Annotated in this window: 23 protein-coding genes; 12 read left to right on the plus strand and 11 right to left on the minus strand. The window is 60.8% G+C overall.

Annotation, left to right across the window (positions count from 1 at the left end; translation table 11 throughout):
* Positions 1 to 222: 222 nt before the first annotated feature.
* The gene (locus tag SFU85_09220) at positions 223 to 363 is read right to left on the minus strand and encodes a hypothetical protein (GenBank protein MDX6766959.1); all 141 of its coding nucleotides are present in this window, start codon (positions 361 to 363) and stop codon (positions 223 to 225) included.
* Positions 364 to 454: 91 nt separating this feature from the next.
* On the opposite strand from SFU85_09220, the gene SFU85_09225 reads away from it, so the two are divergent.
* Genes SFU85_09225 through SFU85_09260 form a run of 8 tightly spaced genes read left to right on the plus strand, consistent with a single transcriptional unit; the run spans position 455 to position 4,981 of the window.
* Positions 455 to 1,045 (plus strand): hypothetical protein, encoded by a 591-nt coding sequence (locus SFU85_09225; GenBank protein MDX6766960.1) that lies wholly within the window; start codon positions 455 to 457, stop codon positions 1,043 to 1,045.
* A complete protein-coding gene (locus tag SFU85_09230) occupies positions 1,042 to 1,593 on the plus strand; it encodes a prepilin-type N-terminal cleavage/methylation domain-containing protein (GenBank protein MDX6766961.1) in 552 nt (183 codons plus the stop codon). The genes SFU85_09225 and SFU85_09230 overlap by 4 nt, the downstream gene beginning before the upstream one ends.
* Positions 1,580 to 2,494 carry an ABC transporter ATP-binding protein gene (locus tag SFU85_09235; GenBank protein ID MDX6766962.1) on the plus strand — a complete coding sequence of 305 codons (915 nt, stop codon included), beginning with the start codon at positions 1,580 to 1,582 and terminating at the stop codon, positions 2,492 to 2,494. The genes SFU85_09230 and SFU85_09235 overlap by 14 nt, the downstream gene beginning before the upstream one ends.
* Positions 2,491 to 3,336 carry an ABC transporter permease gene (locus SFU85_09240; GenBank protein ID MDX6766963.1) on the plus strand — a complete coding sequence of 282 codons (846 nt, stop codon included), beginning with the start codon at positions 2,491 to 2,493 and terminating at the stop codon, positions 3,334 to 3,336. Before SFU85_09235 ends, SFU85_09240 begins: the two co-directional genes overlap by 4 nt.
* Positions 3,333 to 3,785, plus strand: coding sequence for a hypothetical protein (locus tag SFU85_09245; GenBank protein ID MDX6766964.1), 453 nt, complete (start codon positions 3,333 to 3,335; stop codon positions 3,783 to 3,785). Before SFU85_09240 ends, SFU85_09245 begins: the two co-directional genes overlap by 4 nt.
* A 55-nt stretch (positions 3,786 to 3,840) precedes the next feature.
* Positions 3,841 to 4,239 carry a hypothetical protein gene (locus SFU85_09250; protein ID MDX6766965.1) on the plus strand — a complete coding sequence of 133 codons (399 nt, stop codon included), beginning with the start codon at positions 3,841 to 3,843 and terminating at the stop codon, positions 4,237 to 4,239.
* Positions 4,236 to 4,817 (plus strand): nucleoside monophosphate kinase, encoded by a 582-nt coding sequence (locus tag SFU85_09255; GenBank protein ID MDX6766966.1) that lies wholly within the window; start codon positions 4,236 to 4,238, stop codon positions 4,815 to 4,817. The genes SFU85_09250 and SFU85_09255 overlap by 4 nt, the downstream gene beginning before the upstream one ends.
* Entirely contained in the window at positions 4,814 to 4,981 is a 168-nt protein-coding gene (locus SFU85_09260) for a hypothetical protein (GenBank protein MDX6766967.1), read from the plus strand. Before SFU85_09255 ends, SFU85_09260 begins: the two co-directional genes overlap by 4 nt.
* 42 nt (positions 4,982 to 5,023) lie before the next feature.
* On the opposite strand, the gene SFU85_09265 is transcribed toward SFU85_09260, so the two are convergent.
* Positions 5,024 to 6,145 carry a M20/M25/M40 family metallo-hydrolase gene (locus tag SFU85_09265; GenBank protein MDX6766968.1) on the minus strand — a complete coding sequence of 374 codons (1,122 nt, stop codon included), beginning with the start codon at positions 6,143 to 6,145 and terminating at the stop codon, positions 5,024 to 5,026.
* The gene (locus SFU85_09270) at positions 6,142 to 7,092 is read right to left on the minus strand and encodes an SDR family NAD(P)-dependent oxidoreductase (protein ID MDX6766969.1); all 951 of its coding nucleotides are present in this window, start codon (positions 7,090 to 7,092) and stop codon (positions 6,142 to 6,144) included. The genes SFU85_09265 and SFU85_09270 overlap by 4 nt, the downstream gene beginning before the upstream one ends.
* Positions 7,093 to 7,259: 167 nt before the next feature.
* Between SFU85_09270 and smc the strand changes: the two genes are divergently transcribed.
* Complete coding sequence (gene smc / locus SFU85_09275; GenBank protein ID MDX6766970.1) at positions 7,260 to 11,273, plus strand: chromosome segregation protein SMC; 4,014 nt, start codon at positions 7,260 to 7,262, stop codon at positions 11,271 to 11,273.
* Between the two features lie 196 nt (positions 11,274 to 11,469).
* Here the strand turns inward: smc and SFU85_09280 are convergent, their stop codons facing one another.
* The 7 genes from SFU85_09280 to SFU85_09310 form a co-directional block, all read right to left on the minus strand.
* Positions 11,470 to 11,742, minus strand: a complete 273-nt coding sequence (locus SFU85_09280) for a hypothetical protein (GenBank protein MDX6766971.1) — start codon at positions 11,740 to 11,742, stop codon at positions 11,470 to 11,472.
* 291 nt (positions 11,743 to 12,033) lie between these two features.
* Positions 12,034 to 13,158 (minus strand): PQQ-dependent sugar dehydrogenase, encoded by a 1,125-nt coding sequence (locus tag SFU85_09285; protein MDX6766972.1) that lies wholly within the window; start codon positions 13,156 to 13,158, stop codon positions 12,034 to 12,036.
* A gap of 67 nt (positions 13,159 to 13,225) precedes the next feature.
* Positions 13,226 to 14,281, minus strand: a complete 1,056-nt coding sequence (locus SFU85_09290; protein MDX6766973.1) for a spermidine/putrescine ABC transporter substrate-binding protein — start codon at positions 14,279 to 14,281, stop codon at positions 13,226 to 13,228.
* Positions 14,278 to 15,084 (minus strand): ABC transporter permease, encoded by an 807-nt coding sequence (locus SFU85_09295; protein ID MDX6766974.1) that lies wholly within the window; start codon positions 15,082 to 15,084, stop codon positions 14,278 to 14,280. Before SFU85_09295 ends, SFU85_09290 begins: the two co-directional genes overlap by 4 nt.
* A complete protein-coding gene (locus SFU85_09300; GenBank protein MDX6766975.1) occupies positions 15,081 to 15,932 on the minus strand; it encodes an ABC transporter permease in 852 nt (283 codons plus the stop codon). The genes SFU85_09295 and SFU85_09300 overlap by 4 nt, the downstream gene beginning before the upstream one ends.
* Before the next feature lie 26 nt (positions 15,933 to 15,958).
* Positions 15,959 to 17,038: an ABC transporter ATP-binding protein gene (locus SFU85_09305; GenBank protein MDX6766976.1), complete on the minus strand. Its 1,080-nt coding sequence runs from the start codon at positions 17,036 to 17,038 to the stop codon at positions 15,959 to 15,961.
* A gap of 34 nt (positions 17,039 to 17,072) precedes the next feature.
* Entirely contained in the window at positions 17,073 to 17,726 is a 654-nt protein-coding gene (locus SFU85_09310; protein ID MDX6766977.1) for a 3'-5' exonuclease, read from the minus strand.
* A 42-nt stretch (positions 17,727 to 17,768) separates the two neighbouring features.
* On the opposite strand from SFU85_09310, the gene SFU85_09315 reads away from it, so the two are divergent.
* Positions 17,769 to 18,380 carry a M15 family metallopeptidase gene (locus SFU85_09315; GenBank protein MDX6766978.1) on the plus strand — a complete coding sequence of 204 codons (612 nt, stop codon included), beginning with the start codon at positions 17,769 to 17,771 and terminating at the stop codon, positions 18,378 to 18,380.
* Positions 18,381 to 18,501: 121 nt separating this feature from the next.
* Positions 18,502 to 18,951, plus strand: coding sequence for a hypothetical protein (locus tag SFU85_09320; protein ID MDX6766979.1), 450 nt, complete (start codon positions 18,502 to 18,504; stop codon positions 18,949 to 18,951).
* A gap of 3 nt (positions 18,952 to 18,954) precedes the next feature.
* On the opposite strand, the gene SFU85_09325 is transcribed toward SFU85_09320, so the two are convergent.
* Positions 18,955 to 20,214, minus strand: a complete 1,260-nt coding sequence (locus tag SFU85_09325) for a hypothetical protein (GenBank protein MDX6766980.1) — start codon at positions 20,212 to 20,214, stop codon at positions 18,955 to 18,957.
* Positions 20,215 to 20,353: 139 nt separating this feature from the next.
* Here SFU85_09325 and SFU85_09330 point away from each other — a divergent pair, with 139 nt between their 5' ends.
* Positions 20,354 to 22,150, plus strand: coding sequence for an ABC transporter ATP-binding protein (locus SFU85_09330; protein ID MDX6766981.1), 1,797 nt, complete (start codon positions 20,354 to 20,356; stop codon positions 22,148 to 22,150).
* Positions 22,151 to 22,200 lie beyond the last annotated feature (50 nt).

Here is a 22,200-nt window from a genome sequence, read left to right on the forward strand (position 1 = left end):
CCGCCGCACTCGCCCCCTTGGAACGACGCTTGATAATCTTGGCCCGCAAATCAGCACTGTAGGATTTCATCCCAATCTTCTACGGGATACCACCAACACTGTACAGCTTTTACGAAGCTAATTAAATGCAAAATGCTCTAAGGCCGACCGGATGAACGGTAGGCACAAAAAAACCCTCCCGTTCAAGGGAGGGTTTTTTTGTGTGAAGAAGATACCAGCAGATCAGGACTTCTTGCCGTCTTCTTTTTTGGTTTCTTCTTTTTTGTCTTTGTCGCCGCAGCCCGAGCATCCACTTCCGCCCGCTTGGACGGTGGAGAGGGAAACGAACGCGATACCGGTGAGGAGGAGGAGGATTTTGTTCATACGCGCTCAAGGTATCCAACGCGGGCTTTTCGTCAAGGGGGCCACAGGGCGATTTCTTTGCAAAGCGGGCAAACAGGCGTATCCGTGGGGTGTGAAAATCAAAGGATGGATTCTGGGCGTGCTGGGTTTGGTCGTCATCTGGGGCGTTTTTTGGGGACTCAAAACCACGGCCCAAACCCGGAAGGCCACCGCCCAAGCCATCATCGATCGCACCGCTGCCCAGCCTCTGGCCTCGCTCCCCCCCCAAGACCGCCCGGGTTACCTCGCGGATCTGGCTTCGACCGTCAACCGCCTATCATTTGAAGAACGGCGCCAACTGGCCCTGGCCCGGGGTTTGGACGGCACGTTTGAAGCCATGAGCGACGTCGAGCGCCGGGCTTTCCTGGATGCCACTCTGCCGCAGGGATTCAACCAGATACTTGAAGTCTTCAATAAAATGGAGCCCACCGAGCGCAAAGCCGCGGTTGAGCGCGCCTTGGACGATCTTCGCAAAGCCGACGACATGGCGCGCGGAGCCGATTGGTCCCGCACCCAGGCCCGGATCGAGGACGGTACCTTGCAACAGGTGGTCGAACAAGGTTTCCAAAGTTACCTCAAAACGGCCTCCGCCGAAACCAAACTCGACCTGGCCCCGGTCATCGAGCAGATCCAGCAGAACCTCCGTTCCTACCGTCACCCGTGAAGGCAGAATCCACCCCGCCTCCTCGCCGCAAAGGATTCACTTTGGTGGAACTGCTCGCGGCCCTCACTGTGCTGTCCATCCTGGCGCTGCTGGGGTTGGCGGCCTTGGGTGCCGCCGGGGAGCGTGCCCGTGCCACCCAGTGTGTTTCCAACCTGCGGCAGATCGGTCTGGCCCTCCAGGCCTTTGCCGCCGATCACGAACAGCAATTGCCCGATATCGTCGCCGGGCGTCACAGTCTTTCCGAAAACGTGCCCGTCCTCGACACCGTCCTATTGCCCTACACGGGAGGGGAGGCGGCCGTTTTCCGTTGCCCGGGCGATGCCAAAAAGCTTTTTGAGACAACCGGCTGCAGTTACTTCTGGAACTATCTTCCCGTTATCCAACCCGATGGAAGCAAGAACCTGCGCCTTCCCGGTTTGGAATTTCCTCTGACCAATCAGTCGAGCCTTTCCCAGATCCCGCTGGTGGTCGACAAAGAGGCCTTCCACGACCGGGGCCGCACCAGCAACATCCTATACGCAGACGGGAGTGTCCGTGCCAGCCGCTGAACCCATGTTGGAAATCTCCGGATTGGGCAAGCGTTTCGGCGAGCGCATGGCCGTTCAGGACGTTTCGTTCCAGGTGCCCCGGGGTTCGCTCTACGGCCTCCTCGGCCACAACGGCGCCGGGAAAAGCACCACCATCGGGGCGGTCCTGGGCCAGATCCACCCCGATGCGGGAATCCTCCGGGTGGCCGGCCACGATGTCTTCCGCTCGCGCCAACAGGCCCTGGCCCGGGTCGGGGCCATCTTCGAAACCCCCTGCTTTTACGAATACCTCAGCGGTCGCCGTAACTTGGAAATATTCACGGCCTACTCCGCCATCTGTCCGCCTTCGGCCCTTGATGCCATCATCGCCAAGGTCGGGTTGATCGGGCGCATCGATGACCCGGTCGGCAAGTATTCGCACGGTATGCGCCAGCGGTTGGCCCTGGCCCAGGCCCTCCTTCCGGACCCGGATTTCCTCATCCTGGATGAACCCGGTGACGGGCTCGACCCGGAGGGCATTGCCGAGATGCGTGAGATGGTTCTGCGGCTGAACCGCGAGGAAGGGATGACCATCCTGCTGTGTTCCCACCAGCTAGACGAAGTCCGGCGCCTTTGCCGTGAGCTGGCCATTCTCCGTCAAGGACGTCTCGTCTTCGCCGGGGACTGGCGCGCCTTGGGCCACGTCGCCGGCCAGGTCGACATCCGCACCGACCGTACCACTGTCTCGCTTTCTCTCCTGGTGGAAAAGAACATGTTGGCCCAGGCGCCGGGCGGTCATGTCCTCGTGCAGGGGGTATCCCTGGCCGACTGTGCCCGGGTACTGGTGGAGGCGGGCCACCATCTGGAGCATCTTGGTGAGAAAGAGGCCGATCTGGAGGACTTTTACCTGCGCCAAATCCACGGGCGCAAGGAGGGGGCATGAAACTCCTGTGGCGGCAATTCACCGGGGAGCTGACCAAGCTTTTTTCCCGCAAGCGGACCTACATCGGCTTCGGGGCCTTCCTCGCGACCGAGATCGCCATCCTCGGTCTGCTCCAGCTCCCCAGTGCCCAGCGCGCGATCGCCCGGACGCTCGAAGGCAGCGGTTTCCTCTTCCAGGACTACTACTCCGGCATGACCCTCGCCTTCCTGATGATGACCAACACCATCTTTTTCCTCGGTTCGCTCTACCTCTCACTCATCGCCGGGGATGTGGTGGCCAAGGAAGTGGAGGATGGCACCTTGCGCATGATCCTCAGCCGGCCGGTGTCGCGCCTGCGTGTCATTGGGGTCAAGTTCGCCGCCTGCGCGGTCTACACCGCCGTGCTCATGGTCTTCATCACCACCACGTCCCTCATCGTCGGGGTGGCCTATGAGGGCATGGGGAACCTCTTTGTCTATGCCCCGCTCCAGGGGGTCTTCGGACTGTTCGGTCCGGGAGAAGCCCTGTGGCGTTATGCTCTCGCCACCGGCTTGTTGTCTTATCTCACCCTGACCATCACGGTGATGGCCTTCTGTTTCTCCTGCTTCAACATGAAGCCGGCCGCGGCCAGCATTGTCGCTCTGACCCTGCTCTTCCTCGACATGGTGCTCCAGTTGATGCCGTTCTTTTCCAGTATCCATGGCTGGCTGCTGACCTACCACATGTCGGTCTGGGTCCACCTCTTCGACCCGCATATCGACGCCTGGCGCATCCTTGAGTCCGTGTTCTACCTCGGCGGCATCAACGCTTCCTTCCTCTTCATCGGGGCGCTCCAGTTTTGCGGCCGTGATTTCAAGGCATGAGCCCGGAAACCGCGACCCTTTGCCGACTGCTTGATCTCTTGCAGTTCGCTTGTACGGCGACCATGTTCGGCATCATCTGGTATGTGCAGTTGGTGCACTACCCGTCCTTCGTTCGCGTGCGGGAGGACCATTGGCGGGGCTTCCATGACCGCCACACGGGCATGACCGGCATGGTGGTGGGCCCGCCCATCCTGGGTGAAACCGCCTGCGCGATTCTCGCGGTGGCGCTGGTTCCGTCTCGTTTGGAGAGACCTGACATCCTGGCCGGACTGGCGTTACTGGTGTTGATCTGGGGGACAACGGTGTTTTTTTCCATTCCGGCCCATCACCGTCTCGCCCGGGGATTCGACCCCGCGGTGGCGGCCCGTTTGATCGCCACGAACTGGATCCGCACGGCCGGTTGGACGCTCCGGTTCCTGCTGCTCCTGCTGACCTTGGCCCGCTCCTGAGCTGCTGGGTGCTTGCCGGGCTTTTCAAACATCCCGGATGTGCCATAAAGAGTCTATGCGCTTCTCGGTTCTGATGCTTTTCCCCCTGCTATTCGGCGTTTCCTCCTGCTCAACCTTGAAAGAAAACCCCAATCCGATCGCCAGTATTCCCTATGAGCGCACCTCGCGCTTGCAAGAACTCCGCGCGGGGTTGCAGGAGAAAAACAGCCGCTACCTCCAGGAAAAAGGGGACCGGCTCGACCGCAACACCAACAAGCGCCAATACGGGGAACTCAAGGACGAATACGCCCGCTGGGATATGCGCGCCCAGGAGCAAATCGAGCGCGAGTTGGTCAAGCGTTACCAGGCAGGTGAAAACGCGGCCCAGTTTCCCGGGATGGAAAGATACCTCGAACCTGCGGCGGCATCCATTCCCAACCCTGCCCCCACTCCAACTTCCGCGCCCAACCCATGAAAGCACGCGCCATTGTTCTCATCGGCCCGCCCGCCTCGGGCAAGGGCACCTTCGGCAAGGTGCTGGGCCTGCTGCCCGGGTTTCTTCACTTTTCCATGGGCCATGCTTTCCGAACCCGCGTGTCGCGTGACCAAGCCGAGCGCGACCTGATGCAGGACATGTTCCAGAAAACATCCCGCGGGCTGCTGGTGCCTGATGCGATCGCATTACGCCTTTTTGACGATTGTATGAAGTCGCTTCTCGCCGGGGGCACCTACCAACCCGACCAGCAAATCCTGGTCCTCGACGGTGTGCCACGCACCCCCGCCCAGGCCCGTGTGGTTGCCGAGCAGATGGATGTCCTGGTGACCTTTGAATTTCTCTGCACCGACGAGGAAATCTTCCATCGCATCCGCGGTCGTGCCGTCAAGGAAGGGCGGGCCGACGATGCCAGCGAGGAGATTGTCCGGACGCGTCTGCAGGTTTACCGCGCAGCCCTGCCCGGCATGCGCGAGGTATTCGGTGACAAGATCACCACCCTCGACACCAACCGTCCGGCCCACCGCGTTTTGCAGGAGCTACTGGAACACATCCCATGAAATCAGACCGAAACCTTGCCGCGGTTGCCTTGATGGGTTTGCTTGCCCTTGTCCTCCTCTCCGGATGCGCCGCGAGGCGTGGTGAACCGGAGGATGATGCGCGCTACGAGCGCGGGGTGGAACGGCAGTTCAACGAGAATTACGAAGAACGACTGAAGTATTGATCTTGACTCCTCCAATTGCCGCCCGGTTGATCGGCCGGGGGATCAGGAACTGCAGAAGGCGGCCAGCGCTCGCGTCATCTGGTCGGTGCCCTCTTCCAGGGCTTTGACGGAAATCCATTCGTCGGCGGTATGGGCTTGGCGGATCGAGCCCGGGCCGGCGGCCACCGCGGGCATGCCCGCGGCCGAGAAAATCCCGGCATCGCAAAACCAGGGGGCCGTGGCCGGACCCCGGAGCAGACGGATGAGCCGGGCCACCCGTGGGTCCCCCGGGTCGGTGTCGAGGGGCTGGGACTCGCCCGTGATTTCCAGAACAATGGGATCGGGAAGCTCCCTGCGGAGATGGGCGGTGAAGGATTTGCCCTTCATGCCCGGGACGGTGCGGATATCGGCCAGGGCCTCGGCGAATTCCGGGCTGATGTTGACCTTGGTTCCGGCTTTGAGCACGGTGATCTGGGCACTGGGACGCCCGAGCACCGGATGGACCATCCGGTCCAGTTGCGCCGGTAAAGAATCGCGGAAATACTCCAGGGCGGGAATGAGATGATAAAGGGCATTGTCGTCGGCGGTCGAAAGCGAAGCGTGGCGGGCCCGGCCTCGGGTTTTCAATTTCAGCCAGAGCGCTCCCTTGTGGGCATGCACCACTTTCATTTCCGTCGGTTCGCCAACGATGACCAGGTCGTATTTCGGGCAGACCCGGGCCCAGGCATGGGCCCCGTCGTTGCCGGCCTCTTCCCCCATCAAGCCGGCAAAGGTGAATTCCACCCCGGATTTTTTCCATTCCCTGGAACGGGTCACCCGGGCCAGGGCGGTCAGCATGGCCGCCATCGGGCCCTTGGTGTCGCTGGCGCCACGTCCATGGACGCGACCGTTGCGGACCACGGGGTCGAAGGGTTTGACGGTCATTCCCACCACGCTGACGGTGTCGGTGTGCGGGGCCAGCAGGATGCGGGTGTGGATCTTCCCATCCGGGCGGAAGACGCCGATGACATTGGGGCGGCCGGGAAGGACGGATTGGAGGCGTGCGCGTGCGCCCAGACGCTCGAGCCGGTCTTTGAGGAAAAGGGCGAGGGCGGCCTCACCCGGGTTGTCCACCCCCGGATCGCCTGACGGATTCACACTTGGAATCCTGATCAGGTCGCGCAACAGGGGCAGGGCCGCTTTCATGCCGGTCCTGTCTGGGTTTTCTTGAACCAATCGACAAAGCGGGTGATGCCTTCTTCGATCTGGATGTGCGGATCGTAGCCTAGCACGCGGCGCGATTTGTCGATGTTGGCAAAGGTGATGGGGACGTCGCCCGGTTGCTCGGGCTTGTGGCAGATCTGCGCTTTGCGACCGAGCGCGGTCTCAATCAGGCGGATGAGTTCGCGCAATTCGACCGTGCGGCTTTCGCCCAGGTTGAAGACATCGTAGCCCCGGACCGGGTGGTGCAGGGCCTTGGTCACGCCGTCCACAATATCGTCGACGTAGGTGTAGTCTCGCCGGGTCGAGCCGTCGCCGAACTGGTCGATGGATTTGCCCTCCCAAATGGCCCGGGTGAACTTGTGGATGGCCAGATCGGGCCGTTGGCGGGGACCGTAGACGGTGAAAAAGCGGAGGGCCACGATGTCGAGATCGTACAAATGGCTGAAAACCGTGCAGAGGTGCTCGCCCGCGACCTTGGTGGCGGCGTAAGGCGAGATGGTGCGGGAGATCGGGTCCTCTTCGGAAAAAGGCACCTTGGTGTTGCAACCGTAAACGGAACTGGAGGAACCGAAGACCATGCGGCGGATGCCATGGGCCTTCATGCCTTGGAGGAGATTGAGGGTACCGGTGACGTTGGTGTCGATGTAAAGCTGGGGTTCTTCGAGCGAAGGCCGGACCCCGGCCCGTGCGGCCAGGTGGATGAGGGCCTCCGGACGAAAATCCTCCAGCACCCGGTTCACATCCCGCTCCTGACGGATATCCGCTGCATACTGCCGGGCTCCAGTCAGGGCGGCATTGGCCCGCTTGATTGCCGGATCGTAAAAGTCATTGAATTCATCCATCAGGGCCGTCTCATGACCCTGGGCCTGCAGTTTTTGCAAAACATGCGACCCGATGAATCCTGCTCCTCCCGTAACTAAGACGCGCATGCTGAGCATCTTAGGTGGATTGACGTGGGCGTCACGCGTAAAATGGTTGCCAGTATAAGATCGACTTACAGATTGCCACCACTCTGGGTCGGGGGGTTATTCACAATGGACCACTATTAGTTGTGGGTTTTACTTGCACCGTCCTACCTCCGACGTTTAATGGGACGATGTATTTGCAATCGCTCGAGGTGGTGGGGTTTAAGTCGTTTGCCGAGCCCACGAAAATCAGTTTTGACCGCGGGGTGACCGCGATTGTGGGCCCGAATGGCTGCGGGAAGAGCAATGTGCTCGACTCCATCCGATGGGTTTTGGGCGAGCAGTCGGCCAAGGCCCTCCGCGGCGGCAATATGCAGGATGTCATTTTCAGCGGTACCGACAGCCGCCGCGCCCTGGGCATGGCGGAGGTCACTATGCACTTCGCCGAGTGCGAGAAGGAACTCGGCACCGATTTCCACGAGGTCCGCATCACCCGGCGCGTCTTCCGCGACGGTCGGAGTGAATACGAGATCAATAAAACGCCCTGCCGCCTGAAGGATATCCACAACCTTTTCATGGATACCGGCATCGGACGCTCGGCCTACTCCATCATGGAGCAGGGGAAAATCGACAAGATCCTCTCCGCCAAACCGGACGACCGGCGGGAAGTTTTCGAGGAAGCCGCCGGCATCACCCGCTTCAAGTCCCAGAAAAAAGAGGCCCTGCGCAAACTCGAGGCCACCGAGTCGAACCTCATCCGCGTGGGCGATATCGTCAAGGAATTGTCCCGCCAAATTGGGTCACTCCAGCGGCAGGCTGGGAAAGCCCGCCGCTTCAAGGAAGTTCATACCCGGTTGAAGTACCTCGACACCCGCCTGGCCGGCCATCTCTACGCCGAGATGCGCGCGCGCCTCGATGCCGGAGAATCGCGCGTCCAGGGCCTGCAGATGGAGTTCAAGGCCATCCAGCAGGACCTGGAACAACAGGAGTCCGACCTCTCGGTCAAACGCCAACGGGCGGAACAGCTCGAACAGGAACTGCGCGCACTCCACCAACAGAAGAGCCTGGCCGAAAGCAATGTGGAAAAAGCCCGCCAGGCCATCCGCTTCAACGACGAACGCATCACGGAATTCCTTGCCCTCCAGGAAAAGAACCGCGCTGAAATTGCCGCCAGTGGGGAAAAAGTGGCCGATCTCCAGGGCCAGGTCGCGCGCATGCAGGCAGAAGAAGATTCGATGCAGGCCGTCCTTGCCCGCTTGGGCGAGGAGCTTGCCGTCCTCCAGACCGCACAGGAAGAGGCCCGCAAACGGGTCTCCGACAACCTCAAGCAGCGTTCCATCCTGGAACAGAAGCTCAACCAGACCGATAAACAACTCAACACGACCCGCCAGCGCATCGCCGCCCTCGAACTCCAGCAGAATTCCTTCATCGTCCGGGTCGAAAAACTGGGAGAAGAGGAAAAAATCCTCTCCGCCAGGGGCCGGGAATTGGAGGACAAACTGGCCGAGTCCCGTGCCCGCCTGGACAAGCACCAGCAGGCCCACCAGAACCGTCTCGATGAAGTGGTCCGGCTGACCGCCGCCCGCGACGAGGCCGGGGCACTTTTGGAAAGGGCCCGTAAAGATGCCGAGTTGGCCGCATCCGAGGCCACCCGCAAGGAAGCCCGTTACCATGTGCTCAGCGAAGTGTTGGGTTCGCGGTCCGGTTATTCGGAGAGCACCAAGACCCTCCTGGGCAAATTCCAGGGTCCGGGTATTTCCGGAACCCTCCTCGATCACATGGAGATCAAGTCGGGCTATGAGAAAGCCATCCAGCGCGCCCTTGGCGCGGCTTGGGAGGCGCTCATCATCGAGTCGCCCGACGCGCTGCGTGCGGTGACCGAGGCCATCCGCGGTGTCGGGGCCACCGTGGTGGTGGCAGATCTGTTTTCCCAAAACCCGGGCTCGGCCGAATCCCGTTCCTTCATCCAGCGCCTGGGCCAGACCCTTTTCGGGGCCAAGACGGCGGATGCCCGCGCTTCCTCCATCGACGCGGCACGCGCCGCCATGAGCTTCGTCACCGCCCAGTCCCGGGTCCGCAACCTGGTCGAACGCATCCTCGAGGAATTCCTCGTCGCCGCCGATGCGGCCGAAGCGGAGGAACTCCGTCGACTTCACCCCGGGTGCCACATCGTCAGCCGCGACGGCGAAGTCTGGTTCCGCAATGGTCTGCAGATCCGGGGTAGCGATTCCTCGGCCCTGGCCGCCATCGTCGAGCAAGAGAAGGAATGGAAAGTCCTCCAGGCCGAACTTCCCGGTCACAAACAAAAAGCGGAAAAAGCCCAAGCCGCTTCCGATCTGGCCCGCGCCCGCTTGGACGAGGCCGAGTCCGTCCTGGACCGCACCCGCAAGCAATCCCAGGAAGAGGAGGGCGGACTGGTTTCGGCCCGATTCGAATGCGAGGCCCTGGAACGGCAACTCCAGGAGTGGCGCAACTCCTGTGAGACGGTTTCCCGCGAAAAGACCCATCTCAGCCAGCAACAAACGAGTGAACAGGGCGGACGCGACGGGCTCGAGGCCCAGGTCCGCGGAATGGAGGCGGAACGTCTGGCCCTGGCCGGGGAAGTCGATTCGCTCATCGTCCGTTTGGGTGAGCTTAACCAGGAAGTAGAAGAACACTCCCAGCGGGTCACCGAGGCCCGCATCCGCCAGGCCGCCCAGCAACAGAAGGCCCAGACCATCCACCAGGAACTGGTCATCCAACAAAACCGGCTCCAGGAAGTGGAAAAGGCCAGACTCGACCGCGAGCAGGAAATCGGCGCCTACGAGGTCCGCATCCTCGAATGCCTCGAAAACTCCGGCAGGGCGGAACAGGAAATCGAGGCCTGTGCGCGCCAGTCGGGTGAGTTGGAGCAAACCCTGGCCATCCGCGAGAACGAACGCCGCGAAGTCGGGCGTCTCCTGGGCGAGATCGAGGAAACCGCGCGCATCGGACGCCGCAAAGCCGGGGAAGTCCAGGGCATTTGTGGGCGCGAGGAAGTCCAGGTGGCCGAACAGCGCATGCACCTCAATGCTTTGGTGGAGCGCATCCACCGGGCCTATGAGATTGATCTGGCCACCTGGGACCCCGCCACGGCGGAACGCCCCCGACCGGAGGGTGCGACTCCCGCTCCGAAAGCACGTTGGACCCCGTCCGATGCCGACGTTGCCCTGGCTGCTCCGGCCAAGGATGTGTTGGCTTCCCTGCCCGTTCCCGCTCCCCTGGAAGGGGAGGGGACCGCGGTAAATGGTCAAGCAACCTCGGCCCCGGATGCCGGATCGGAAACCGCGGACGCTGGCTCGGATCCGGCTGCAACAGCGGTTGAGGCGGACCCCGTTTCCCAACCGGAGCGCGTGGTTGAAGTGGAAGTAGAAGAGGACCCGTTACTGGTCGAGCCGGTCGACTGGCAGGCCGTGGCCAATGAGGTCAACGAACTGCGTGAACGCATCGACCGCATGGGTCCGGTCAATGTCGAGGCCATCACCGAATACGAGGAACTGGAACAACGGCTCAGCTTCCTTGCAGGTCAGGAGAAGGATCTCCTGCGGGCCCGCGACCAGCTCCATGAGGCGATCAAGAAAATCAATGAGACCACCCGTGTGCTCTTCTCCGAGACCTTCGCCAAGATCAAGGCCAACTTCTCGGAAATGTTTGTCGAACTGTTCGGCGGTGGCAAGGCCGACCTCAACCTGCAGGACGATGCCGATCCGCTGGAGTGCGGTATCGAAATCGTGGCCCGTCCCCCGGGCAAGCAGCTCCAGTCCATCACCCTTCTTTCCGGGGGGGAGAAGACCATGACCGCGGTGGCCTTGCTCTTCGCCATCTACATGGTCAAGCCCAGCCCCTTCTGCTTCCTCGACGAAATGGACGCGCCGCTGGACGAATCGAACATCAACCGCTTCATCCGCATCCTCCAGCGCTTTGTCACCCAGTCCCAGTTTGTGGTCATCACCCACAACAAGCGCACCATCAGCAGCGCCGATGTCCTCTACGGGGTTACGATGGAAGAGCACGGGGTTTCCAAGATCGTCTCGGTCCGGCTCAACCGCAAAGAAGAGTCGCCCTTGTTCAACGGCAACGGAGGCGACGACACTCCGCCATCCATTGCCGATTCCATCCGACACGGGGCTTTGGTGACGGAGAGCCAGGGTTCGCGGGAGAGCGAGGCTCCTGCCGAGCTGAATTAGAGACTATCCGGATAGGCTCTAACCCGGAACGGTGCACTAAATACCGCGTGGAGTCGCAGAGTCGCCGATTAGAAACGCAACGGATTGGGGAAAAAGGGATTCACTGAACGGTGATCAGATTTTCCAGAGAAAACCAATCCGTTCTCCTTGGAGACTTGGTGTCTTGGAGGTTGAACTTGAACTGAATCATCCCGGCTCAGGCCAGGATGAACTCGAATTCTTCCGCGTCGAATTCCTCGCCCTCGATCAGGACTTTGTTCTGGGCCGCGTCGAAGGTGCCGAATTCGCCCACGGACCATTTCGGACCGGCGATGATCTTGACCAGGTAGCAGCCTTCGCGGAAGTGGGGGCGGAAGCTGGCGCGGAGGGCGCGGGCTTTCTTGAGCGCGTGGGTGCGCTGGGCACCGACGGCGAGCGTGGTGCCGATGATGCCAAAAGCCAGCAAAAGGAGGGAGGTTTGGCGGTCCATGGTCTGACTTCAATGTGGTGGAAAGTGGCTTGGCTGTCAAAACCGGAAAAAGCGGACTTTTTTGTGCTATGATTTTCACATGGATTGCGCATCCCGATCCCCATCTCAGCCGTCCCAAAGTGTCCCGCTCCAGGATGATGGGACTCATACCGGGCTTTCTTCGCGATTCGAAGAGGAACTGGAAAAAGAGTGGGAACGTCATCGCCCACAAAATGGAAGTGCGGATGGCCCCATGACCTGACCCCTGCAGTTGGTCACTTCAAAAAAAGACTTCTGTCACGTTTTGGACATTCATTCCGGAACCAGACGGACCAGCTTGTCGGTGTAGAGGACGTGGATGGCAACGTCGTCCCAGCAATGGATGTCACGGATGCGCCCGCCACCCTTGACCAGGATCTCTTCGTGGACAGCCTTGTTCTGCCCGTCGAGGACGATGCGGATGAGTTTCTGGTGGGCCAGGGAGCCGACCAGGAGGTTGTTTTTCCACTTGGGGAATTGGTCACCGGTGTAGAAATCGATGGCGGAGACGGCGATGGAAGGGGTCCAGTGGGTCACGGGGGATTCCATGCCTTCGATTTCGGTTTTGTCGGTGATGGGGGTGCCGTTGTAGTTGATGCCGAAGCAGGCCAGGGGCCAGCCGTAGTTGGCCCCCTTTTTGATCAGATTGAGTTCGTCACCGCCGCGTGGGCCATGTTCGGTTGACCAGAGGTCGCCCGTGACGGGATGGAAGCGCAGACCTTGCGGGTTGCGATTGCCATAGGACCAAATCGAGGGACGGGCCCCGGGAGTTTTGACAAAGGGATTGTCGTCCGGAATGCGGCCGTCGTCATGAAGCCGGTGGATTTTTCCGCCGATGTGGTCCAGGCGCTGGGCGCGGTTTTCCGGGGTGGTCTTGTCGCCGCGGTCACCATGGGAAAAGTAAAGGTAACCTTGTTTGTCGAATTCCAAGCGGCAGCCGAAATGGATTCCACCGTGCACATAGTCCTCATCAGGGGGATCGAAGACGGGCTGGATATCGGTGAGGGCGTTGTCTTTGAGGCGGGCCCGGACGATGTTGGTCAGGCTGCCTTTTTCCTTTTTACGGCTGTAGGCGAGGTAGATCCAGCCGTTCTGGGGGTAGTCGGGGTGGAGTTCGATGTCGAGCAGGCCGCCCTGCCCACCGGGGTCGACTTCCGGGATGTTGGCGACGGGCTCGGGAAGGAGCTGGTTGTTTTGGACCACACGCACTTTGCCCGCTTTCTCCGTGATGAGGAGGCGGCCGTCGGGGAGTTTGACCATGGCCCAGGCATTGGTCAGTCCGGTGACCAACGTTTCTCGGCGCAGTAGGTAATCTTCGGTCTGGACCGGGGGCTCGGATTGGGCTGGCAGACTGGAAGCGAGGCCGAACGTGAGCAGCAGCAGGGTGCGAATGACCATAGCCGCCAAGCTAGACGCAGGCGAGGCCTTGGCAAGTCGTCTGGAAGTTCGACGTCCCTATCTAGGGCTACTCGGACTTCAACCGGCTCCAAATTTTGTCGTAGAGCGCGGTGTTTTCACCCAGGTCCTCGATTTGGTGGAAGGCAAAGCCTTCGGGGCGGGTGAATCCGATGCCGTTGCGCAATTCCGGGGCCAATTGGGGCAGGGCGGCCGCGTTGGCGCTACCGTAGAGGGAATACTCCGCCACCTTGACCGCGATCTCGGCGCGGAGGAGGTAGTCAATGAAAAGATAGGCAGCATCGCGGTTTTTGCTTGAGACCGGGATGGCGAGATTGTCCACGGAGAGGATGGCTCCTTCCTTGGGCAGGGCGAAGCGGAGATCGGGGTTGTCCGTTTGTGCGGTGGCGAACTCCCCGGCCCAGCCGTGGGCAACGAGGGTTTCGCCGGAGGCGAGGGAGTCCTCGAAGGATTCGTTGTCATATTTGGCCAGGAGGGGCTTCTGTGCCAGGAGGACGGCTTCGGCCTTGGCCAGTTCTTCGGGTCGGATGGTGTTGGGTGAAAATCCGAGGAAGATGAGGGCGCCGCCGATGACCTCGCGGGGGTCGTTGAGCATGCTCAACCGGCCCTTGAGGGCGCGGGCTTTGACCGGGTCGAGCACATCGGACCAGGAGGCGGGAGGGTTTTTGACCGACTTGCTGTTGTAGCCGAAGCCGGTCGCGGTCCACTGGAAGGGGATGGCGTGGTCGTAGCCGGGGTCGTATTTGAACTTGCGGAAAAACGGGTCGACATTGGCGAGGTGGGGCAGGCGGCTGTGATCGAGCTTTTCCAGAAGATTCATGCGGCGCATGACCTGGACCATGTAGTCCGAGGGTACGACGACATCGAAGCCGCCGCCGGCCTGGAGCTTGGCCAGCATGTCTTCGTTGCTGCCATAGTTGGCTTCGACCACCTTGATGCCGGTTTCCTTCTCGAAGTCGGCCTTGAGTGCGGGGTCGAGGTATTCTTCCCAGATGAAGAGGTTGAGGACCTTGGGGGCGGTGGGGGTGGGGGCGGATTGGGGGCCGCAAGCACCCAGGGTGATGAGGAGGGAGGCGAGGAGGGCCAGGGTGCGGAGGGTGGTCATGGGTATTTTTTTTGCAGGAAGAGCGAGAGACAGGCAAGCAGGATTGATGCGGTGAGCATGAGGGAGGCCAGGGCGTTGATTTCCGGGGTGACGCCGCGTTTGAGCATGGCGTAGATCTGGAGGGGGAGCGTGGTGGAGTCGGCCGCGCTGACAAAAAAAGCGATGACGAATTCGTCGAGGGAGAGGGCGGTGGCGAGGAGGGCGCCGCCGAGGATGCCGGGCCAGATGAGGGGGAGCTTGATCCGGACAAAAGTCTGCCACGGGGTGGCGCCAAGATCGAGGGAGGCTTCCTCGAGGCGCGGGTTGAACCCCTTGAGGCTGGTGCCGACCACGGCGGCGACGTAGCAGAGGTTGAAGGCGATGTGGGACAGGATCATGGCCGGGAGTCCGAGGGCGGCGGGCATGAGGGTTTTGAAAAAAACGAGCAGGGAAATGGCGAGCACAATGTCCGGCATGATCACCGGGAGGTAGAAGGCGGTTTCGAGCGGTCCCTGGAGCCGCCGGGAGAGTTTGGCCAGTCCGAGTGCGGCCAGGGTTCCTAGCACGGTGGCGCAGAGGGTCGAGGAGCCGGCCAGCAACAGGGTCTGGCCGAGGGCGGTGCGGAGTTCCACGTTGGAAAAGAGTTTTTCGTACCAACGGGTGGAGAAGCCCCCCCAAACGGCGCTGTAGCGGCTGGCACTGAAGCTGAAACCAATCAGGACCACGATGGGCGCATAGAGGAAGATATAGACGGCGAGGGCATTGAGCCGGAGCAGCCGGGCGGTCCAATTCCAGGGGGGGCGGGGGGGCTGGAAATCCATCATGAACGCCGGGCGGGGGTTTCCCGCGTGAGTTGGAAGGATAAGAACAACGCTCCCCCGATGAGGGCGAGCAGTGCCATGGAGAGCGCGGCCCCAAGAGGCCAATCCTGGGGGAGGGAGAGGAAACGCTTCTGGATGATGTTTCCTATCATGTCGACCTTTCCGCCGCCGAGCATGTCCGGAACGACGAAGGAGCAGAAGGTTTGGATGAAGACCAGGGTGCAGCCGGTGAGGATGCCGGGGGCCGCGAGGGGGAGGATGATGCGGCGCAACGTTTCCCAGCGTCCGGCTCCCAGATCGGCCGCCGCGGCCGCGAGGGTGAAATCCAGTTTTTCCAGACTGGCGTAAATGGGATAAACCATGAACGGGAGATACCAATAGGTGAGGCCCAGGAAGACGGCCGGAGTGGAATAAAGCAGGACGAAGGGGCCTTCACCGAACCAGCCGAGGCTTTGCAAGAAGCGGTCCATAAAGCCCTGCTGCCGGAGAATGGCAATCCAGGAATAGGTGAGGACGAGGGAATTTGCGGTCAGCGGAATCATGACCAGGAAATAGAGGAAACGCCGGCGGGAAGGGGGCTGGCGGACGATGAACCAGGCCAGGGGGAATCCGAAGGCCAGACAGGAGGCGGTGGCCCCGGAGGCGATGAAAACCGAACGAAAGAAAACCTTGATCAAGAGCGGGTCCATGACACGTCCGTAGGCCGAGAGGTCGGGGGTCCATTCCAGGGGATTGCCCCGGCTCATGAAACTGGCCACGGCGATGATGCCGAAGGGAATGGCGAAGAAGACGGCCAGGAATGCCAGCGGGAGGGCGAGCAAGCGGAGTCCGGGGAAAGATCGTTCGCTCATGCGATGAGTGAGGGAATCGGCCGGATTCAGTCCGCGGCGGATTCCAGGAGGTAGGCGCTTTCGTCCGGCCAGCCCACGAAGACGGCGTCGCCCTTGCCGATGCCGGTTTCCTTGAGGTTCTGGCGGCGGACCTGGAGGCTCGGGCCCTTGTCCAGTTTGACCAGAAAGAGCGTGTCGGTGCCGTAGTAAAGGGAATCGACAATGTGCGCGGCGAAGACGTTCTCCATGCCGGCGGCCCGGTTTTTGCCTATCCAGATTTTTTCCGGACGGACGGCGAGAATGCCTTCCGGACCCGGGGTGGTGACGTGATCAGGGAACACCTTGATGTTCAGCCCGGAGGAGGCAAAGACCACGTATTTGCCATCGCGGGAGACGATGGTGCCCTCGAAAAAATTGGATTCACCGATGAAATCGGCCACGAAGCGGGTGGCGGGTTTCTCGTAGATTTCTTCCGGTGTGCCGACCTGGAGCACGCGGCCCTTGTGCATGACGGCGATGCGGTCCGACATGGTCAGGGCTTCTTCCTGGTCGTGGGTGACGTAGATGAAGGTCAGGCCCAGGGTGGACTGGAGTTGCTTGAGTTCGAACTGCATTTCCTTGCGCAGCTTCAGGTCGAGGGCGCCGAGAGGTTCGTCGAGGAGGACGACCGAGGGACGGGTGACGAGGGCACGGGCGAGGGCGACGCGCTGTTGTTGGCCGCCGGAAAGTTCGCGCGGGAGGCGTTGGTCCATGCCGGACAAGCGGACGAGGGCGAGGATTTCAGTGACGGCGGCAAGGATGTCGGCGGGGTTCTTTTTCTGCATTTCCAAACCGAAGGCGACATTCTGGAAAACCGTGAGGTGGGGGAAGAGGGCGTAGTTTTGGAAGACCAGATTGATGTCGTGGACGTAGGCGGGGACCCCGTTGATGGGTTTGCCGTTGATGGAGATCCGTCCGGAGGAGGGCCGGTCGAAGCCGGCAATGAGGCGGAGGGTGGTGGATTTGCCGCAACCGCTCGGGCCAAGAAGGGAGAAGAATTCCCCCCGGCGGATTTCCAAGTCGACGGAACGGACCACTTCGGCGCCGCCGAGGTGCTTGCAGACCTTGTCCAGATGGACCGCATTCATGGGCTTAGAGGATGGGGGCAGGGGACGGTTGGATTCAGGCGTGATCGAGATAGCGTGGGAGCGTTTTCACGGCTTCTTCGATGGCCTCGCGCAGGGCTTCAGGGAAGCGCTGTTCGAGGGCGAAGAAAAGTTCACGACTGATCCACGCATCGGTGGCGGCGTATTGGATCTGGGAAGGGGTGAGCTCGGCGGCGGCCCAGTTGGTCACCTGGGATTGCTTGGAGATGCGGTAGCCGAGGAGCAGACCGGCGAGGTTGCGCAAACCGGTTTTGGCGATTTTCTGGCGTGCCGCAATTTTGCCGAGGTCGAGGATGCTGCGCTCGGCCAAGGGGAAGCGTTCCTTGAGTTTGACCAGGTCCTGGTCGAGGGCGATGCCGGTTTTGAGGATGTCCGGGCTGGAGAGGATGACGTTGATGAGTCCGGTGCTTTGGATTTCGGCCAGTTGGATGATGTAGGCGGCATCGGCGGTGGCCATTTGGATGACCGTCGGGAGGTAGGATTGTCCGCGCCGGAAAGAGGGCCGGGTTTCGGTGTCGAACCCGATGACTTTTTCCTTCCGCAGGTCGGGGATGTGACGGGCCAGTTCTTCGTCGGAGCGGATGAGGTGGATGGGGCCCTCGTAACGGAAGAGGGGCAGGGAGGCGAGTTCCTCCTTGGTGATGGCGTTTTGGGGCTCCGGTTGGGTCATTTCGGCGTGCGTTGTGGATCCACAATCGGCAAGCTTGCGGCGATGTCCATCCAGAAAGCACTTTTGGCAGCGGTTGTGTTGGCTACCGGAGGCGGGGTGTTTCTCCAAGGGGCGGAGTTGGTGGATCTGGCGGAGGCGATTCCGGGAATCCGCTTGGATATGCGCTACGCGGGGCCGCACAACATCACCGGCCGGGCCATATACAGCGACCCCAGGGCCCGTTTGCGGCCGGAGGCGGCGGCGCGGCTGAAGCGGGTTCAGGAGCGGTTGCGACGCGATGGTTTGCAACTGGTGATTTGGGATGCCTACCGTCCACAGTGGGCCCAGGAAGCCTTGTGGAAGGCGGTGCCGAACGCCAATTTTGTCGCGCCGCCCCGGATGGGATCGCGGCACACCCGGGGCACGAGCGTGGATGTTGGTTTGGCCGATCTCCAAGGGAATCCGGTGGCGGTGCCGACGGACCACGATGTTTTTTCGCCACTGGCCGATCATGATTTCCGTGACCTACCCAAGGCGGCGGCGGCCCATGCGGAAAAGTTGCGGCAGGCGATGTTCCAGAACGGTTGGAGCGGAGTGCCGGCGGAATGGTGGCACTACGACCTTCGGAACTGGCGGGAGTTTCCTCCCATCAAGGACAGTCGCGAACAGGATTAAGAAACAGGCCTTGGTGGGCTTCTACGACGGGTTTAGGGAAGGACGAATAACCGGGAGACGGGTCGGGGATCCGGGCAGGATTCCAGATTGCCCCGGCTGGGTAATCCGGTAGGATACCCATATGCCCCGACTGAACCATTTTGCAGGATCCTGGTCCGGTTTTTCCCATCTCCTGATGGTGGGGTTGGTGTGGATGGGACTCGTCGCCCACCGCGATCTGTCGGCCGCGGAAGCACCGGCCGCGACGCCCTCGGCGGTTTCCGGGTATGTTGAGGACTTTCTCGACTACCGCTTCGATGTGCAGACCAAGATGGAAAATGTCTGGGAAGGCTACATGGAAAAGTACGGCCGCCAGCTCAAACGTGGCCGGGCGACCTTCAGTTACCACGTGAATCCAGACGGGAAAGTCACTTTGGTCGAATCCCCCGCCAAGAAAGTGGACCCGGCGATTCTGGCCTTGGCGCATCGCACGATCATTGAGGCCAACCAGATGCCGGTTCCGTTCCCGGCTAGCGTCCGGCAGAAGTTTCCCTCGGGTTACTTCAACGGCATCGTCTTCACGGTCAAGTAACCCTCAGTATCGCCAAGAGGCGGCCACACTGATCCGCGAACGTTCGAACTCTCGTGAAGGGGTGTTCACCACCTCACTTTCGGACCAGCTGTATTCGTAGGTGGCTCGCAGGTTCCAGACTTGCTTCCAAGCGGTTTTCCATTCCAATCTGGGCGTGTAAACGCGGTCCCGCCGCTTGGCCGGGAAAAAGTCGTCCTCGTTGACCCTGAATCCCAAGGAAGCACTGCAAACCAGTTCCCCGGATTCGCCGCCCGTGAAGGTGTGGCGGAATTCCGCGTCCCAAAGTCCCTCCCGCATCATGCCGCAACCTGCCGAGGAGGGGAAAAGGTATTGCTTGCCGGATAAGCTGAGGAGGTCTTGGGAAGTGATTTGGATGCCGACCTGGCCCCGGTAATAGATTTCAGTGCGCTCGTCGGGTTCGCCCTTGGGCAGATCGCGGGTGAAGAAGCGAAAATCGGGACCGGCCTCGGCATCGATATTCAACCAAGGCAGGGGATGGCCCAGGGTTCCGACCACCCAACGGAAGTATTGGTTGTCGAATTCGATGGGGGTATGCGGCATCTGCCCCTGGTCTTCCTGGCCGAGGCGTCCACCGACATACGCGTCCCAGTCCCCGGCCAATTGGCGGCCGAAATCAAGACCCAGGCTGAAATCGTTGCGGTCGTCGTAATTCTGATAACCGGGGGTTGGGGAATAGTCCGTCATGAAATCATGCCACTGACCCCGGTAAAGGCCCCGGACCCACCACGCCCCTGGTTTCCAGGTGATTTGCGCGTTGTGGTCGAGCATGAAGTTCCTGCGGCGGTTGCGCACCTCCGGTGCCCCGACCGCCGGCGCCCCTCCGGGGCCGGTCCAGGTGGGAGAGATGGTGCTGCCGTCGGTATAGCTTTGGCTGAGGTCGCCTTGCCAGGACCAGTCCTCCTGCTTCCCGGCAAACTCCAGACGCCCGGTGTGTTTTTGGTGGGACTCTTCGCTGGCGTTGAGGAATGCCAGTCCCTCCCAGGTGTAACTGGGGGTCCAAGTTCCGGCTTGATCCGCATCGCACTTCAAGCCGAGTGTGAGCTGGCCCTGGGTGATCCAGGAAGAGCGATCGGCCTGCCTTCCATAGGCATAGGTGTAGATATTGTCGTCATAGATCTCCTTGGCCGAAGCTTCGACCAGCAGCAGAACGGGTTGGTGTATTTTTCCTGATCCAGGGGGTGGGGTGGTCGCCGCCGGGAGCCACGCGGCACTAAGTAACAGAACTAATAGAAGACGATGCACGGATCGAAAGTAGGAGCGTTACTAATCTTTGGAAAGCCCATATTATAAGTATAACTTATTCTAAAGGCACGATCAGGCTTGACCTGTCGGTGGTCGGGTTTAGCAAGGAGGGGACCCGGGTTGTTTCGGCCCGGGCGCCATGAGTGCCAAGGCATCCCCGCCCCCCAAGACCAGTCTGCTCCGTTTTTTAGGCTGGCAGATGCAACCCTATGCCAGGTGGCTGGTGTTGGGTTTCGTGCTCAACACCATGCACGGGGTGGCGATCACCTTCCAGAATCTGGCCCCAAAGTATCTGATCGACGATATTGTCACGCCGGTGATGCCCGCAGGGGAGCGGTGGATGAAGCTGGCCCAGCTGATGGGATTCTATTTGTTGGCTTCGATTGTTTTCCGGATGGTTTTCTGGCACCTGAGCTTCCGAATCTTCACTTGGGTGCGAGAACGTATCCTCCTCCGATTGCGGGCGCGGTTTTACCGCCACATCAATTCACTCTGTCTGAGATTCCATGGACGGCACAATTCGGGGGAACTATTCAGTTATCTCTTTGGTTCGCCCCTGACCCAGCTGCAGCAGTTCATGCACCAAACGGCATTGATGGGGCCCGGGATGCTGGCCCTGCTCGTTTCCAGTCTGGGGACGCTGCTGATGTGGGATTTTGTCATGACCGCGGTCTTGGCTGCTTCCGTATTCACCAGTGTCTGGTTGATGAACCAGGCGCGGCATAAAATCCACGGCTACCACACCGCTTTCCAGAGCAGCGAAAGCGAAGTCAGCGGAAGGGTGGCCGACCTCATCCGGGGCACCCGTGAGATCAAATTGTATGCGGCCGAAGGAACCGTCGGCCGCGATTTCAAGGAGCAGGCCGCACACATCAGCAAGAAAAGCGTCTGGCGGGATGTTCAGTCGCACATCGAATGGATGAAGCAGGAAGGTGCGGGCTACGTTTTTTTTGCCCTGGTTTGTTCCGTCGGGGCCTGGCGCTGCCTGGACGGCCACATCACCCAGGGTGAGTTGGTCGGATACCTGTTGTCCTATGGGGGTTTGCAGGGTCCCCTCCAGCAGCTCTATCAATTGTCCACTTTGTACGGCAGCGCCGAGGCCAGTTTTGCCCGCATGAATGCGGTCCTGCAAACCCCCAGCACGACGCCGGATCCTCCTCCAGGTTCTGCCGTCGTCATGCCCCACCGCGGTGAAGTGGCTTTCGAAGGGGTGCACTTCAAGTACGCCGCCAAGGACATCCTCAACGGTCTCTCCTTCCGCATACCCTATGGGCAGAAAGTCGCTTTTGTCGGACCCTCGGGAGCGGGCAAGACCACCATCTCGCAACTGATGATCCGGCTTTACGATCCGAGTGTTGGACGGATCACCGTCGATGGGGTGGACCTCTCCCGCTGCCGCGGCGCCGATGTCCGCAAAAGCTTCGGCGTCGTCCCCCAGTCGCCCTATTTTTTCCAAACCACCATCCGGCAGAATCTGCTCCTCATCCGCCCGGATGCCGATGACGACCAGTTACGGAGGGCATGCGAAATGGCCAATGCCTGGGAATTCATCGCCCAGTTGCCCGAAGGACTCGATGCCCGCGTCGGTGAGGCCGGCGCGAATTTGAGCGGCGGCCAGCGTCAACGGCTGGCCATCGCCCGTGTCCTGTTGATGGACCCGCCTTTTCTGATTTTCGACGAAGCCACCAGTGCCTTGGACACCGTCAGCGAGCGCTTGATCCAGGAGTCTTTGGAGAAAAATTTGCAGGGAAAGACGGCCGTGTTCATCGCCCACCGCTTGGCCACCATCAAGGCCTGCGATCGGATCATGGTCCTGGAGCAGGGCCGTCTGGTGCAGGATGGGTCCTATGCCGAATTGTCCAACTCCCCCGGACTGTTCCGGGACATGATAGAAGCCGACCGATTCGGTGTCAGTTCTGTGATCCATTCGTCATAGAATTGACTCGAAATGGCATCCTTTCAGCTGGATTGTTCCCTATAATTACC

This window comes from Candidatus Methylacidiphilales bacterium (genome assembly GCA_033875315.1).
GTDB lineage: Bacteria > Verrucomicrobiota > Verrucomicrobiia > Methylacidiphilales > CAZTYG01 > JANRJG01.

What these genes read in the sequence shown, in the direction of transcription:
- SFU85_09220 (MDX6766959.1), bottom strand. Translation starts at nt 363, where the DNA reads ATGAACAAAATCCTCCTCCTCCTCACCGGTATCGCGTTCGTTTCCCTC.
- SFU85_09240 (MDX6766963.1), top strand. Translation starts at nt 2,491, where the DNA reads ATGAAACTCCTGTGGCGGCAATTCACCGGGGAGCTGACCAAGCTTTTT.
- SFU85_09245 (MDX6766964.1), top strand. Translation starts at nt 3,333, where the DNA reads ATGAGCCCGGAAACCGCGACCCTTTGCCGACTGCTTGATCTCTTGCAG.
- SFU85_09250 (MDX6766965.1), top strand. Translation starts at nt 3,841, where the DNA reads ATGCGCTTCTCGGTTCTGATGCTTTTCCCCCTGCTATTCGGCGTTTCC.
- SFU85_09255 (MDX6766966.1), top strand. Translation starts at nt 4,236, where the DNA reads ATGAAAGCACGCGCCATTGTTCTCATCGGCCCGCCCGCCTCGGGCAAG.
- SFU85_09260 (MDX6766967.1), top strand. Translation starts at nt 4,814, where the DNA reads ATGAAATCAGACCGAAACCTTGCCGCGGTTGCCTTGATGGGTTTGCTT.
- SFU85_09265 (MDX6766968.1), bottom strand. Translation starts at nt 6,145, where the DNA reads ATGAAAGCGGCCCTGCCCCTGTTGCGCGACCTGATCAGGATTCCAAGT.
- SFU85_09270 (MDX6766969.1), bottom strand. Translation starts at nt 7,092, where the DNA reads ATGCGCGTCTTAGTTACGGGAGGAGCAGGATTCATCGGGTCGCATGTT.
- smc (MDX6766970.1), top strand. Translation starts at nt 7,260, where the DNA reads ATGTATTTGCAATCGCTCGAGGTGGTGGGGTTTAAGTCGTTTGCCGAG.
- SFU85_09280 (MDX6766971.1), bottom strand. Translation starts at nt 11,742, where the DNA reads ATGGACCGCCAAACCTCCCTCCTTTTGCTGGCTTTTGGCATCATCGGC.
- SFU85_09285 (MDX6766972.1), bottom strand. Translation starts at nt 13,158, where the DNA reads ATGGTCATTCGCACCCTGCTGCTGCTCACGTTCGGCCTCGCTTCCAGT.
- SFU85_09290 (MDX6766973.1), bottom strand. Translation starts at nt 14,281, where the DNA reads ATGACCACCCTCCGCACCCTGGCCCTCCTCGCCTCCCTCCTCATCACC.
- SFU85_09295 (MDX6766974.1), bottom strand. Translation starts at nt 15,084, where the DNA reads ATGATGGATTTCCAGCCCCCCCGCCCCCCCTGGAATTGGACCGCCCGG.
- SFU85_09300 (MDX6766975.1), bottom strand. Translation starts at nt 15,932, where the DNA reads ATGAGCGAACGATCTTTCCCCGGACTCCGCTTGCTCGCCCTCCCGCTG.
- SFU85_09305 (MDX6766976.1), bottom strand. Translation starts at nt 17,038, where the DNA reads ATGAATGCGGTCCATCTGGACAAGGTCTGCAAGCACCTCGGCGGCGCC.
- SFU85_09310 (MDX6766977.1), bottom strand. Translation starts at nt 17,726, where the DNA reads ATGACCCAACCGGAGCCCCAAAACGCCATCACCAAGGAGGAACTCGCC.
- SFU85_09315 (MDX6766978.1), top strand. Translation starts at nt 17,769, where the DNA reads ATGTCCATCCAGAAAGCACTTTTGGCAGCGGTTGTGTTGGCTACCGGA.
- SFU85_09320 (MDX6766979.1), top strand. Translation starts at nt 18,502, where the DNA reads ATGCCCCGACTGAACCATTTTGCAGGATCCTGGTCCGGTTTTTCCCAT.
- SFU85_09330 (MDX6766981.1), top strand. Translation starts at nt 20,354, where the DNA reads ATGAGTGCCAAGGCATCCCCGCCCCCCAAGACCAGTCTGCTCCGTTTT.